16 protein-coding genes and 1 pseudogene are annotated in these 12,477 nt (G+C 63.4%); 14 read left to right on the top strand and 3 right to left on the bottom strand.

Annotation, left to right across the window (positions count from 1 at the left end; translation table 11 throughout):
• The 13 genes from A985_RS24815 to hemP all read left to right on the top strand — a co-directional run.
• A partial coding sequence (locus A985_RS24815; protein ID WP_039830114.1) for an EamA family transporter occupies nucleotides 1-221 on the top strand: 221 nt, incomplete at its 5' end.
• Between the two features lie 186 nt (nucleotides 222-407).
• Entirely contained in the window at nucleotides 408-980 is a 573-nt protein-coding gene (locus tag A985_RS0109225) for a TIGR00645 family protein (RefSeq protein WP_017233120.1), read from the top strand.
• Nucleotides 981-995: 15 nt separating this feature from the next.
• Complete coding sequence (locus tag A985_RS0109220) at nucleotides 996-2,519, top strand: fumarate hydratase (RefSeq protein WP_017233119.1); 1,524 nt, start codon at nucleotides 996-998, stop codon at nucleotides 2,517-2,519.
• 288 nt (nucleotides 2,520-2,807) lie between these two features.
• Complete coding sequence (gene bfr / locus A985_RS0109215; RefSeq protein ID WP_017233118.1) at nucleotides 2,808-3,287, top strand: bacterioferritin; 480 nt, start codon at nucleotides 2,808-2,810, stop codon at nucleotides 3,285-3,287.
• 112 nt (nucleotides 3,288-3,399) lie between these two features.
• Nucleotides 3,400-4,278 (top strand): glutamate racemase, encoded by an 879-nt coding sequence (gene murI / locus A985_RS0109210; RefSeq protein WP_017233117.1) that lies wholly within the window; start codon nucleotides 3,400-3,402, stop codon nucleotides 4,276-4,278.
• 113 nt (nucleotides 4,279-4,391) lie between these two features.
• Nucleotides 4,392-4,649 (top strand): bacterioferritin-associated ferredoxin, encoded by a 258-nt coding sequence (locus A985_RS0109205; RefSeq protein WP_017233116.1) that lies wholly within the window; start codon nucleotides 4,392-4,394, stop codon nucleotides 4,647-4,649.
• 434 nt (nucleotides 4,650-5,083) lie between these two features.
• Entirely contained in the window at nucleotides 5,084-5,788 is a 705-nt protein-coding gene (locus tag A985_RS29700) for an energy transducer TonB (protein WP_017233115.1), read from the top strand.
• Nucleotides 5,789-5,827: 39 nt separating this feature from the next.
• A complete protein-coding gene (locus A985_RS0109195; RefSeq protein ID WP_017233114.1) occupies nucleotides 5,828-6,565 on the top strand; it encodes a MotA/TolQ/ExbB proton channel family protein in 738 nt (245 codons plus the stop codon).
• 27 nt (nucleotides 6,566-6,592) lie between these two features.
• Nucleotides 6,593-7,018 carry a biopolymer transporter ExbD gene (locus A985_RS0109190; protein WP_026131790.1) on the top strand — a complete coding sequence of 142 codons (426 nt, stop codon included), beginning with the start codon at nucleotides 6,593-6,595 and terminating at the stop codon, nucleotides 7,016-7,018.
• A 233-nt stretch (nucleotides 7,019-7,251) separates the two neighbouring features.
• Nucleotides 7,252-8,148, top strand: a complete 897-nt coding sequence (locus A985_RS0109185) for a pirin family protein (RefSeq protein WP_017233112.1) — start codon at nucleotides 7,252-7,254, stop codon at nucleotides 8,146-8,148.
• A 171-nt stretch (nucleotides 8,149-8,319) separates the two neighbouring features.
• Nucleotides 8,320-8,730 carry an OsmC family protein gene (locus A985_RS0109180; RefSeq protein ID WP_017233111.1) on the top strand — a complete coding sequence of 137 codons (411 nt, stop codon included), beginning with the start codon at nucleotides 8,320-8,322 and terminating at the stop codon, nucleotides 8,728-8,730.
• 66 nt (nucleotides 8,731-8,796) lie between these two features.
• Nucleotides 8,797-9,267: an SRPBCC family protein gene (locus tag A985_RS0109175; RefSeq protein ID WP_017233110.1), complete on the top strand. Its 471-nt coding sequence runs from the start codon at nucleotides 8,797-8,799 to the stop codon at nucleotides 9,265-9,267.
• A 155-nt stretch (nucleotides 9,268-9,422) separates the two neighbouring features.
• Nucleotides 9,423-9,659: a hemin uptake protein HemP gene (gene hemP / locus A985_RS0109170; protein WP_026131789.1), complete on the top strand. Its 237-nt coding sequence runs from the start codon at nucleotides 9,423-9,425 to the stop codon at nucleotides 9,657-9,659.
• Nucleotides 9,660-10,059: 400 nt separating this feature from the next.
• Here the strand turns inward: hemP and A985_RS0109165 are convergent, their stop codons facing one another.
• The 3 genes from A985_RS0109165 to A985_RS0109155 all read right to left on the bottom strand — a co-directional run bounded on the left by A985_RS0109165 (nucleotide 10,060) and on the right by A985_RS0109155 (nucleotide 11,948).
• Complete coding sequence (locus A985_RS0109165; protein ID WP_017233108.1) at nucleotides 10,060-10,467, bottom strand: heme-binding protein; 408 nt, start codon at nucleotides 10,465-10,467, stop codon at nucleotides 10,060-10,062.
• A 118-nt stretch (nucleotides 10,468-10,585) separates the two neighbouring features.
• Complete coding sequence (locus tag A985_RS0109160) at nucleotides 10,586-11,374, bottom strand: YdcF family protein (RefSeq protein ID WP_017233107.1); 789 nt, start codon at nucleotides 11,372-11,374, stop codon at nucleotides 10,586-10,588.
• An 85-nt stretch (nucleotides 11,375-11,459) separates the two neighbouring features.
• Nucleotides 11,460-11,948: a Dps family protein gene (locus A985_RS0109155; RefSeq protein WP_017233106.1), complete on the bottom strand. Its 489-nt coding sequence runs from the start codon at nucleotides 11,946-11,948 to the stop codon at nucleotides 11,460-11,462.
• Nucleotides 11,949-12,189: 241 nt separating this feature from the next.
• On the opposite strand from A985_RS0109155, the pseudogene A985_RS28515 reads away from it, so the two are divergent.
• Nucleotides 12,190-12,477: pseudogene (locus tag A985_RS28515) on the top strand (thiamine phosphate synthase); the annotation flags it as partial.

The following is a 12,477-nucleotide window of genomic DNA, read 5'->3' as shown; positions in this document are numbered from 1 at the left end:
TTTTCCTGTGGATGCGCGGCATTCGGCACGTCAGCGCTCAACTCGCGGGGGTTTTCACCGCCATGGTGCCCGTGGCGGCGACCGCGTACGGCGTGATCTTCCTCGGCGAGCGGCTGGCCCCCGCCCAAGGCGCCGCGCTGGCCCTGACCGTCGCCGGGATCGTGCTCGCCGCGTTGCCGCGCGCCGGTTCACGCAAGACGCTATTGCCCGCCCGAGATTGAATCGGACACAGCGCCTGCGGCCAGACGTTGTAAAATGCCCGCCAAGCCGAATGTCGCGACGCGATATCCGTCACGGGCAAGCCAGTCGCCGTATCGCCCGATGTCCTTCTATTTGATTAGCGTATCCAATAATTCCGGTCTGCCGCGGCAAGCGCCGACCACTGTCACCACTTCGTCAAAACCGCCATGTCGACTCCCGGCCGCCCGTCCGACGCGCCGATGCGCCCCCTGCCCCGCATCATCTTCTTCAGCCGTTGGCTCCAACTGCCGCTGTATCTGGGGCTGATTGCCGCGCAAGGCGTCTACGTCTACAAGTTCCTGGCCGAACTCTGGCACCTGATCTCGCACGCCACGACGTTCGACGAAACGCAGATCATGCTCGTCGTGCTCGGCCTGATCGACGTGGTGATGATCTCGAACCTGCTCATCATGGTCATCATCGGCGGCTACGAGACGTTCGTCTCGCGCCTCGGTGTCGAAGGCCATCCTGACGAGCCGGAGTGGCTCGATCATGTGAACGCCGGCGTGCTCAAGGTGAAGCTGTCGATGGCGCTCATCAGTATTTCGTCGATCCACCTGCTCAAGACCTTTATCGATGCCGCCCAGCAAACGCCCCACACGATCATGTGGCAGGTGATCATTCATTGTGTCTTCCTGCTTTCCGCCGTCGTTATGGCCGTCGTCAACAAGTTGACGAACGAGAGCCACGCCCCGGCGTACGCGACCCCGCAAGTCATTACCCCCATCCGTCCCCACTAAGTCGAGAGCCGTTTCATGTCTACCGTCATTAAAGAAGACGACGTCATTCAGAGCGTCGCCGGTGCCCTGCAGTACATCAGCTACTACCATCCGGCCGATTACATCCAGGCACTGGGCCGGGCGTACGAGGCCGAGCAAAGCCCCGCCGCGCGCGACGCCATCGCGCAGATCCTGACCAACAGCCGCATGTGCGCCGAAGGCCGCCGCCCGCTGTGCCAGGACACCGGCATCGTGACCGTGTTCGTGAAGGTCGGCATGAATGTGCGCTGGGACGCCAAGCGCAATCTCACCGACATGATCAACGAAGGCGTGCGTCTGGCGTACATGCACCCGGACAACGTGCTGCGTGCCTCGATCGTGGCGCCGCCCGAAGCCGGCCGCAAGAACACGAAGGACAACACGCCCGCCGTCATCCACTACGAAATCGTGGAAGGCGACAAGGTCGACATCACGGTCGCAGCCAAGGGCGGCGGCTCGGAGAACAAGTCGAAGTTCGTGATGCTCAACCCGTCCGATTCGATCGTCGACTGGGTCGTCAAGACGGTGCCGACGATGGGCGCCGGCTGGTGCCCGCCGGGCATGCTCGGCATCGGGATCGGCGGCACGGCCGAAAAAGCCATGGTGCTCGCCAAGGAATCGCTCATGGACCCGATTGACATCCATGACGTCATCAAGCGCGGTCCGCAGAACTGGAACGAAGAGCTGCGTATCGAGCTGTTCGAGAAGGTCAACGCCCTCGGCATCGGCGCGCAAGGCCTGGGCGGCCTGGCGACCGTGCTCGACGTGAAGATCCTCGACTACCCGACGCACGCGGCGTCCAAGCCGGTCGCCATGATCCCGAACTGCGCGGCCACGCGTCATGCGCACTTCACGCTGGACGGCTCGGGCCCGTCGTTCCTCGCCGCACCGTCGCTCGACGCATGGCCGAACGTACACTGGGCACCGAATACCGAGACGAGCAAGCGCGTCGACCTGGACACGCTCACGCCGGAAGAAGTCGCCAGCTGGACGCCGGGCCAGACCCTGCTGCTCTCGGGCAAGATGCTCACCGGTCGCGACGCGGCACACAAGCGCATCGCCGACATGATCGGCCGCGGCGAGCCGCTGCCGGTGGACTTCAACGGCCGCGCGATTTACTACGTCGGCCCGGTCGATCCGGTGCGCGACGAAGTCGTCGGCCCGGCGGGCCCGACCACGTCCACCCGCATGGACAAGTTCACCGACATGATGCTGTCGAAGACGGGGCTCGCCGTCATGATCGGCAAATCGGAGCGCGGCCCGGCCGCCATCGAGGCGATCAAGAAGCACAAGGCTGCGTACCTGATGGCCGTTGGCGGTGCCGCTTATCTCGTGTCCAAGGCCATTCGTGCGGCGCGCGTGCTCGCCTTTGAAGACCTCGGCATGGAAGCGATCTACGAGTTCGACGTCAAGGACATGCCCGTGACGGTGGCCGTCGATTCGACCGGCGTCTCGGTGCACCAGACCGGTCCGAAGGAATGGCAAGCCAAGATCGGCAAGATCCCGGTCGCTGCCGAGTAATGCGCCGTAAAGCGACGTAGCGCGAAGTAGCGCGCCACAACGCGACACCCGGTTGCCCCCGGCCGCAGACAGCCGGGTCAGCGCCTGCTGGACCGAGCCCGGCCTTCGCCGGGCTTTTTTTGTCCGCTCGGCGCCGATCCGCGCCATGCCGATCTCACATGAAGGAGCACGAATGGATCGCATTTCCATTTGCACCTTGGTTCACGAAAGGCCCGGCAAGGCTTGGCTTCCCAGCCTTTTCAGGCTACGCTTCAACCGCTCGCAAACCGAACAAGGCAGGGATTCCAAATGAAAGGCGACAAGAAAGTTCTCGAACTCCTCAACGCGCAGCTCACGAACGAGTTGACGGCGATCAACCAGTACTTTCTGCACGCCCGGATGTACAACCACTGGGGCCTCGCAAAGCTCGGCAAGCACGAGTACGACGAGTCCATCGGCGAGATGAAGCACGCCGACAAGCTGATCGAACGCATCTTCATGCTCGACGGCCTGCCCAACCTGCAAGATCTGCACAAGCTGCTCATCGGCGAGAACACGGAAGAAATCCTGAAGTGCGATCTGAAGCTCGAATACCTCTCGCAAAAGACTTGCAAGGAAGGGATCGCCCATTGCGAAAGCGTGAAGGACTTCGTCTCGCGCGAAATCTTCAACGAGATCCTGCACGACACCGAAGAGCACATCGATTGGTTGGAAACGCAAATCGAACTGATCGACAAGGTCGGTCTGCAGAACTATCAGCAGTCCGGCATGGCGTCGTTCGACGAATAAGGTCGCACGCCGCAGCACGCGGACGCACCACGCATCGCCGCACCGATATCGGTTCGCGGGCTTTGCGCTAGAATTCCAGGGTCGGCCATTTGCCGGCCCTTTTTCGTTTGCCATGCCCTCCAACGCGCCGATTGGCGTTTTCGATTCCGGTCTCGGCGGCCTGTCGGTGCTTCAGGCCGTACGCGCCCTCCTCCCGCAAGAGTCCCTGCTCTATGTGGCCGACTCCCGCTTCGCTCCGTACGGCGAGCGCCGCGACGCGTTCATCGAACAACGCACACTGGCGATCGGCCGGTGGCTGCGCGAGCGCGGTGCCAAGGCACTCGTCGTCGCCTGCAACACCGCGACGGCGCACGGCGTGGCAGCGCTTCGCGCCGATGCCTCGTGGCCGGTCGTCGGCGTCGAGCCCGGCATCAAACCCGCAGCGGCAGTGTCGAAGCGCGGTGTAATCGGGGTTCTGGCTACGGCGGCCACGCTGCGCAGCACCCGGTTCGCCGATCTGCTCGCGCGCCACACCGCACAAGGCCAACGCTTCCTTTGCCAGCCGGGTCACGGGCTCGTCGAGCGCATCGAAGCCGGCGATGTCGACTCACCCGACGTCATGGCACTGCTCGAACGATACGTGGAACCGATGGTGTCGCAAGGCGCCGACACGCTCGTGCTCGGCTGCACCCACTATCCCTTCCTGATACCGGCCATCCAGCGACGCTTCGGCACGACGCTCTCCCTTATCGACACCGGTGCGGCCATCGCCCGGCAGCTTGAGCGGCGTCTTGAATCCGATGCCCTGATCGCCCCTCGTCTGCCCGACACCTGTGGCGACCTCAAATTGTTCGCCACCGCGAACGCGAGCGCGCTGCAGACGATGGCCGATCGGCTACTGCCCAACGCGCCACGCGTTCAGACGATCGAGATCGCCGACATTGCCGAGATCACGTCGGATGGCCCGGCCAGTCTCGATCCGCTCCCAAACCTTCCCATCATCTCCGCCTGAACCCGCGACCGCAAACCCCTGCTCGCACCATGGAATAGGTCGACGGCACTTGCAAAACATCATCACTTGAATAATAATTATTCTCATTAGTGTTACATTTTGACGTTTTCATCATGATCGTCTGCGTCTGCAAATCCGTCTCCGAACGCCAGATCAAGGCCTGCATCGATGCCGGTGCCACCTCGATGGAAGATCTTCAGATCGACCTCGGCGTTGCGCTGTGCTGCGGCAAGTGCGGCCCTTATGTTCAGGAAATGGTGTCCGGTGCGTCGCCGTGCTGCGGCCGCTCGTGCGATGGTGGCTGCCAGTCAGCCCATGCGACGCCCTCCTCGGAAGTCGTGGTCGTGCGGGAGCTGGCGCTGGCCGCCTGAGACGGCTCGCACCGTCACGCCCTCCCCCGATTGCCCTGCGGCATCGGCAGCAATTCTGCCGAGTGTTCTGCCTGGCATGTTTCCGAATCGCCTCTGCGGCCAAGTGTCGCATCGGCAACAGCGCCAGCCAACTGCGGCCTATGCGACGATTCGCATGTGCCGCCCAGCGCCAGCCAGCGACTTCTCACCCACCGGAGGTGTCAAATGGAACTCCTGATTGGCTTTGTGTCGACGCTATGTTTGTCGTTTTTCCTGTTTCGAAAGTGAGTTCGCGCACGGCGCTCGATTCATGCCGTCACTGTGTTCGCCGACCGCGCCGCTTGGCGCGGTTTTCCTTTCATCGTACGTCCCGGCCTATCCCGAACGTCGAGTCATCGCGCACCGCGCAGCGCTCGCCGTTCGTCGCCGCAATTTAGCGTACCCTAGCCGTTACCATGTCGACCGTGCCCCCTTCTGGCCTCACGCTCATGCCGAGCCGCGATCCGCTGATGTCGCCGCGCGCCGTCGCAATTGCGGCAGTGATCGTCGTCGCCCACATTGCCGCGCTGGTGGGCCTGTCGCACCTGCGAAATGCCCCGGCGCCGGCCACGATTGTGCCGACGGTCTTCACCGCCACCATCGTTCCGCCCCAACCGAGACCCGCGCCGCCGCAGGCATCCCCCCCCAAGCCCGCGCCCGAACCTCCGAAGCCAAAGGTCGCTCCGCCGCCGCCCAAGCCTCGCGTATCGGCGCCCAATGCCATCGCACAAAAGGCCGAGCCGGTAGCGCCGCCGCAGCCAAGTGCCGAGCCGGTGAAAGACACGGCACCTGTCGCGCCAGCGGCACCGCCAGCACCGGCACAGGCCGTCGCGCCGCCGGGCCGCGTCGAAGGGCTGAAACTCGAATGCCCGGATCCGCCGCTGATCTATCCGACGCAGTCACGCCGACTCGGTGAGGAGGGCGTCGCGACGGTAAGGATGGTCATCAATGTGCAAGGCCGAGTGGCGGAGGCAAACATCGTCAAGTCGAGTGGTTATCCGAGACTCGATAAAGCCGCCATCGAATCGGCCTACAAGATGCGCTGCGCTGCGCCTATGAAAGACGGACGCGCGGTAGAAACCACGGCGACGAAGCCTTTCAGATTCAACATCGACAATTAACGCAACCCTTCACGAACGGGATCTCCCGAGGAAAGCAAAATGCAAGAGTATGGTTTGAGCCACGTCTGGGCGCAGGGCGATTTCGTTACCCGAGCCATCGCGATCGTGTTGTTGGTGATGTCGGTGCTGTCGTGGACGGTCATCCTCATCAAGGGCACCCAGGTCTTCCGCCTGAGCCGCCTGACGCGCACCGCCGAGCCGGATTTCTGGCACTCGGAGAATTTCTCCGCCGGTCTGCAGAAGCTGGGGGAATCCGGGCAGAACAACCCGTTCCTCGCACTGGCCCTCGCCGGCCAGGACGCCGCCGAGCATCACCGCCAGAGCCAGCCGCACCTGCACGACAAGATGGATGTAAGCGACTGGATCACGCGCGCCCTGAAGAACTCGGTGGACGACACGGTGTCGCGCCTGCAAAGCGGCCTGGCCATGCTGGCGTCGATCGGCTCGACCGCACCGTTCGTCGGTCTGTTCGGCACGGTGTGGGGCATCTATCACGCCCTGCTGGCGATCGGCGCATCGGGTCAGACGACGATCGACAAAGTGGCCGGCCCGGTGGGCGAGGCGCTCATCATGACCGCCTTCGGTCTGTTCGTCGCCATTCCGGCCGTGCTCGGCTTCAACGCCCTGACGCGCGCCAACAAGGGCATCGTGTCGAAGCTCAACCGTTTTGCCCACAGCCTGCACGCCTACTTCCTGACCGGCGCCAGCCTGCACCCGACGCAGTTCGCGACCAACGTCTCGCCGGTGCGCAAGTCCACCCCGGCCAGCGCCAGCTAAGCCGCCGCGCCAGACAAGGAGTTCGCCATGGCTATGGGTTCATACAGCAGCGACGACGGTGCCGACGACGCCATGATGAGCGAGATCAACATGACGCCGCTCGTCGACGTCATGCTGGTACTGCTGATCATCTTCATCGTGACGCTGCCGGTGCTCAATCAATCGGTCAAGCTCGACCTGCCGCAGGCAAGTAGCCAGCCGGAAGACACCAAGCCGGCCAAGATCGATCTGTCGATCCAGGCCGACGGCACCGTCTTCTGGGACAAGCAGGTCGTCGACGAGACCGCACTCAAGGCGCGTCTGGCGCAGGCCGCCGAAGCGCAGCCGCAGCCGGAACTGCACCTGTTCGCCGACAAGAACGTGCGCTACGAGAGCGTCGCCAAAGTGCTGGCGCAAGCGCAGACGGCCGGCATCACCAAACTCGGCTTCGTGACCGCCCCCGACACGAAATAGGTTTGACGCGTTCACGAATCGCGCAAGCGCGGTGCTCGTCACCGCGTTTTTTTTCGCCCATCGAGTTCGCAAACGACGTCGTGCGGCCACATTTGGCCGGCATTGTTCCAATCGGGTAACAATCCTTCCTGCGTTACGGGCTACTCCCGGGGCCATGCGCCCCGATATAGTTTGGGCACGACATTGGACGCACAATGCCATCTCGGCATGCGCCCCCCACAGGAGGTTTCCCCATGAGCACCCCGTCCGCCCGCCCGATCGCCCGCGTCTTCACGGCAGCGCAAACGCAGGAAGGCGCCGGTTTTCACGTCAATCGCCCGTTCCCGACACGTATGATGACGGACTTCGATCCGTTCCTCCTGCTCGACGAAATGGGGCCAATGCAAGTCGCCCCCGGGGACGCCAAGGGCGCCCCCGATCACCCGCACCGCGGCTTCGAGACCGTGACGTACTTGCTCGCCGGCGAAATGGAGCATCGCGACTCACAAGGCCACGCGGGCAAGCTCACGCCAGGCGACGTGCAGTGGATGACGGCTGGTGCGGGCGTCATCCACTCCGAAATGCCCTCGCAGGCCTTTCAGCAGCGCGGCGGCGAGATGCACGGCTTCCAGCTCTGGGTGAACCTGCCGCGCACGGACAAGATGATGACGCCGCGCTACCAGGAACTGCCGGCGGCCGGCATCCCGAGCGCGACAAGCGAAGACGGCAAAGTGTCGGTGCGCGTGATTGCGGGCGAGGCGCTTGGCACGCGCGCCGCCATCGAAACGCGGACGCCGATCCTGTACCAGCACTTCACGCTGCAATCGCAGGGAGTGCTCGATCATTCCGTGCCCACGGACTTCAACGTGTTCGCCTATGTGATCGACGGCGAAGGGCAATTCGGCGACGACGCCACTGTGGCCAAGACGCATCAGATGGTCGTATTCGGTGACGCCGGCGAGCGCATTGCCGTGCGCAACGTTAGCGACAGACCGATGTCGTTCCTGCTGATCGGCGGCAAGCCGCTGGGTGAGCCGGTGGCCCGCTACGGCCCATTCGTGATGAACACGGAGGGCGAGATTCGTCAGGCGATTCTCGACTTCCAGGCCGGCCGCATGGGACGGATTCCGGCCTCGAGCACCACCGACTGAGGCGTCGTCGTCGGGGAGATCCCTGCCGTTCGTACAGGCCCGGTGAATTTGGGTCACAATGGCACGCAGAGTGCATTGTGGCTCGACATCTTCGCCGGGCCGTTCTCATCCTCTCCCGATACGTTCCGTGACGTTCACCCTAACGTTGATTTGGCCCCCACAGGAGCTGCCATGGCTGCAGAAGCGATAGTCACCGCCCATCTGGGCGCTGCAGGTTTTACCACGCCTCTCTCGGACGGCAAGCATGAATGGCTGGCCGACGAGCCCGCGGCGCTCGGCGGCGGCGACCTCGGTCCCGCCCCTGCGGCGTTGCTGCTTTCCAGTCTCGGCGCCTGCACATCGATCACGTTGCAGATGTATGCGCGACGCAAGGAATGGCCGCTCAAGGAAGTGACCGTGACGCTCGCGATGAATCCGGACGGCAAACCGCCCGTCGGGACCACGCAAATCACGCGCAAAATCGAACTGGCCGGAGATTTGTCGGAGGAGCAACGTCAGCGCCTCTTGGAAATCGCGAATGCGTGCCCAATTCACAAGGTGTTATCGGGCACCATTGCCATCGACAGTCTGTTGGTCGAGTAATATTCGGCGCGACGCCGGCATGCTGTCACCGCATGTCGGCCCGCACCGATGGATGGGGAGACTTTCTTGCAGTACGAACACCTGATCGAGGTCAACGACCTCCTGAACCCGCTGGCCTTCGCGTTGACGCGCGATCAACTGTGGCGCGGTCTCGTGCTGCGCGCCGAGCAACCGGAGACTTTCGTGCTCGGACTCGACAAGTGCATCGTGCACGAACGCACCGACGACTCGCTGACCCGCGAGCTGCGCTTCGGTGAAGCGGTAGTGCACGACCGAGTCGTCTTCGAGGCCCAGCAGTGGGTGCGCTACGAGACGGCGGCGACGGATCAGCACGCGGGTGGCACCCTCACCATGCGTATCGAAGAGCCGACGCCGACGCATTACTTCGTGCGCTTCACCTACAGCACCACACTGCAGGAAGACGCCGCCACGGCAGACACGCGCTATAGCGAGTTCGTGAAGTCCGCCTATCGTGAGGCCGATATCGACACCGTCGGGCAGATCCGGGCGCTCGCCGAACAAGGCGCCCTGGGCTAAGCGGTCATCGGCAAGCGATTCGCCGGGCGTGGCGTGCCACCGTCCGGCGAATCCGCGATTAGCCACTCACTATTCGGAATTCACAGCAATAGCCATATTTCAATGTAAATAGTAATGATTCTCATTTAATATCTGTCTCATAGTCAGCCACACGGATGAGCGAGATGACCGCAAGCCACACCCCTGCCCGCCAGACCCCGCCCGCCATGGCACCGCGCCGCACGCTGTCGGCGTCACGTGCGCAAACGGATAAATCGGCCAGCCACACCACGGGGCGCGCGCTCACGAGCGAACACCTGCTGCAAGGCACGCAATGCGTGAACATCCTGCACAACGGACAGACGTATCAGTTGCGCGCCACGCGGTACGGCAAGTTGATCCTGACGAAATAAGACGCGCAATCCGTCACGAATTTTGGCGGCGGCACGACCACGACCGTGCCGCCCCGTTACCGAGTTTTGTGGGGACCACCTCGCCTAAGAGGTGTTTGGCAGTAGCCAGCGAATGCAACGCAATCCCATGTAGTTACGGCAAGCCCCTCTCTACCTGCGTTGCACGCCAGCCAAGCCGCTTTTTTTGTCCGTCCACGCGAGTTTCATTGATGTTCTCCTCGTGGCCCAGCCTGCCAAGCCTCAGGGGGTGGCCATCCGGCCTGACAAGCCTTTGACCCGTCCGCGAGGACGGGTTTTTCTTTCGTGCCGTCGAAAAAAAAGCATCGCCGAACTCATCGACGATGCTTTTTGTCCCTACGGACCTACGGAGGCGGGCGAGTGCCCCGAGGCACTTAGGCGCTCAGGCGCGCTTGACCGCCGCGATCCCAGCCCGCGCGATCTGGGCATCCTGCGTCGACTTCACACCGGACACACCGACCGCGCCAATCACGTTGCCGTCGATCACGATGGGCACGCCGCCTTCGAGCATCGCGGTGTTCGGCGCGCTCAGGAACGCAAAGCGGCCGCCATTGATCATCTCCTCGAACGCGCCGCTTTCACGACGGCCGACCGCGGAGGTCTGCGCCTTGCCCAGCGACATCATGGCCGTGCTGGGCGCCGCACCGTCCATACGATATAGCGACAGCGCGTGACCGCCGTCGTCGACGATCGTGATGCACACGTTCCAACCGTTCGCGGTGGCTTCGGCCACGGCGGCGGCGTTGATCTTCTGCACGTCTTCAACGCTCAGGACAGCTTTCGTCTTCATACGTCTCTCTCGTTTGAGGTTGGCAATTCAAGGAGCCCGCATCCATGCGTGACCCCGATTCGTTCGTCGTCCCTTTGAGACGCCGGTACTTCGTGGCATCGAAAAGGGCATGAAAAGCTCAATGCCCCACGGCCAGGGCCATCCATTCGCGCAGCGCCTGATGCGTGGTGCGCAAGCCACCGACGGTGGGCCACCAGCCGGGAATAACATCCGCTTCGAACGCGTTTGCATTACAGCACGGTGCGGGTACCACCGTCAGTCCAGCACGTTCGAACTGGTCGCGAGCCCGGCGCATATGCCAGGCGCTCGTGACCAGATAGACGCGCGACACGCCGACGTTCGCCAGCATACGCGCGCTGAAGGTGGCGTTTTGCGCCGTATTCAACGATTGTCCTTCGATCCAGCGCACCGGGACGCCGAATTCTTCGGTCGCGACTTGGGCCATCATGCGCGCCTCGACCACGTCGCCAGTCGGACTGCCGCCCGAGACAAGCACCGGCAATTGCGTGCGACGCGCGAGCAGCGCGCCATACCGCACGCGGGCCAACGTTGCGTCATTCACATCGGCGCCGCTGTCACGCCCGAATTCGGGCGCGTGCCGGGTCGCACCGCCACCGAGAATCACGACTGCCTGCGGCAGCGTCGCCGTTGCGGCGGTCGCCCCACGCGCGGCGTCGAGCGACTTGAGATCGATCGGGGAGCGGGTTTCCAGCGGTCGAGCCAACTGCCGGCCGAACCAAGGCATCGCCTGCACCCATAGCGCAAGTATCGCGACGATCGCCAGCGTTTTGCCGACACGCGGACAGCGCCGCCCGATGGCGACGGCGAAACCCGCTAGCAGCAGTACATTGACCGGCGGCAGGAACAGGCTGACGAGAAGGGTGCGGGCAAGCCAATCGAAGGGCATCCGGCCAGTGTACTGGACTGCACTGCGCAGCGCACCCTTTCTCTATGACATCTTCCGTACGATAGCCGGGCCTGGCGTCAGGCTGTCAGGCCAGCAGGCTGCGCAGCATCCATGCGTTCTTTTCGTGCAGTTGCATGCGTTGCGTGAGCAGGTCGGCGGTCGGCTCGTCGGAGGCGGCGTCGACCGTCGGGAAAATGCCGCGCGCGGTGCGGGTCACCGCTTCCTGCCCTTCGACCAATTGGCGAATCATCTCTTCGGCAGCCGGCACGCCGTCGGCTTCGGGAATCGACGACAGCTTCGCAAACTCTTTGTAGGTCCCCGGCGCCGGGTAACCCAACGCGCGAATACGCTCGGCAATCAGGTCGACGGCCAGGGCGAGTTCGTTGTACTGCCCTTCGAACATCAGATGCAGCGTGTTGAACATCGGACCGGTCACATTCCAATGGAAGTTGTGCGTCTTCAGGTAAAGGGTGTAGGTGTCGGCCAGCAGATGGCTCAATCCTTCGACGATACGCTTGCGATCCTTCTCGCTGATGCCGATGTTCACACTAGCCACATTGTTCTTCTTTGCCATGATCCGACTCCGTTGGTGATGGTGCCCCCGTCGTACTGTGGGGGCACGCTGGACTGAAATGAAAATGCCGGCGCAGGCCGACGAATCCCGACTTCGGCGGGCATCGGTCCAGTCTATCGGGATCGCGTGGCGATTCCCGGCACGTCTGGATGTGATGCCTCTCCCCCGCCGATGTTTCGCGCGAGCGCTCTCCGTACTTTCCTCGAGACGTGCGCGCTGGCATTCCGGTTACACTGCGCGCATGTCCGCCGACCCCGCAGATTCCGCCTACCGCCTGTCGATGCCCGACCGCCCGGCCGCGCACGACAAAGCGGACCGTGCCACGCCTCCCGCTCAAACGCCTCTGCCGCGCCAACTCCTGGTGACGCCCGATATCGCGACGCGCTCACAGATTGCCGGGTTCGCGTCACAACTCGCGCAAGCACTCGCCCGCGGCATCCGGCTGGTACAGCTTCGCAATCGTTCGCTCGATGCCGACAGCTACCGGGCCTTGGCAGAGAGCGCCCTGGCATTGACCCATGCGGCAGGT

Source organism: Pandoraea sp. B-6, from assembly GCF_000282835.1.
Taxonomy (GTDB): domain Bacteria; phylum Pseudomonadota; class Gammaproteobacteria; order Burkholderiales; family Burkholderiaceae; genus Pandoraea; species Pandoraea cepalis.
Note: the sequence above shows the minus strand (reverse complement) of the source record. Positions and strands in the feature narration are given on the sequence as shown.

Excerpts from the sequence above, each read along its gene's own strand:
- A985_RS0109225 (WP_017233120.1), top strand. The coding sequence starts at position 408 with ATGTCGACTCCCGGCCGCCCGTCCGACGCGCCGATGCGCCCCCTGCCC.
- A985_RS0109220 (WP_017233119.1), top strand. The coding sequence starts at position 996 with ATGTCTACCGTCATTAAAGAAGACGACGTCATTCAGAGCGTCGCCGGT.
- bfr (WP_017233118.1), top strand. The coding sequence starts at position 2,808 with ATGAAAGGCGACAAGAAAGTTCTCGAACTCCTCAACGCGCAGCTCACG.
- murI (WP_017233117.1), top strand. The coding sequence starts at position 3,400 with ATGCCCTCCAACGCGCCGATTGGCGTTTTCGATTCCGGTCTCGGCGGC.
- A985_RS0109205 (WP_017233116.1), top strand. The coding sequence starts at position 4,392 with ATGATCGTCTGCGTCTGCAAATCCGTCTCCGAACGCCAGATCAAGGCC.
- A985_RS29700 (WP_017233115.1), top strand. The coding sequence starts at position 5,084 with ATGTCGACCGTGCCCCCTTCTGGCCTCACGCTCATGCCGAGCCGCGAT.
- A985_RS0109195 (WP_017233114.1), top strand. The coding sequence starts at position 5,828 with ATGCAAGAGTATGGTTTGAGCCACGTCTGGGCGCAGGGCGATTTCGTT.
- A985_RS0109190 (WP_026131790.1), top strand. The coding sequence starts at position 6,593 with ATGGCTATGGGTTCATACAGCAGCGACGACGGTGCCGACGACGCCATG.
- A985_RS0109185 (WP_017233112.1), top strand. The coding sequence starts at position 7,252 with ATGAGCACCCCGTCCGCCCGCCCGATCGCCCGCGTCTTCACGGCAGCG.
- A985_RS0109180 (WP_017233111.1), top strand. The coding sequence starts at position 8,320 with ATGGCTGCAGAAGCGATAGTCACCGCCCATCTGGGCGCTGCAGGTTTT.
- hemP (WP_026131789.1), top strand. The coding sequence starts at position 9,423 with ATGAGCGAGATGACCGCAAGCCACACCCCTGCCCGCCAGACCCCGCCC.
- A985_RS0109165 (WP_017233108.1), bottom strand. The coding sequence starts at position 10,467 with ATGAAGACGAAAGCTGTCCTGAGCGTTGAAGACGTGCAGAAGATCAAC.
- A985_RS0109160 (WP_017233107.1), bottom strand. The coding sequence starts at position 11,374 with ATGCCCTTCGATTGGCTTGCCCGCACCCTTCTCGTCAGCCTGTTCCTG.
- A985_RS0109155 (WP_017233106.1), bottom strand. The coding sequence starts at position 11,948 with ATGGCAAAGAAGAACAATGTGGCTAGTGTGAACATCGGCATCAGCGAG.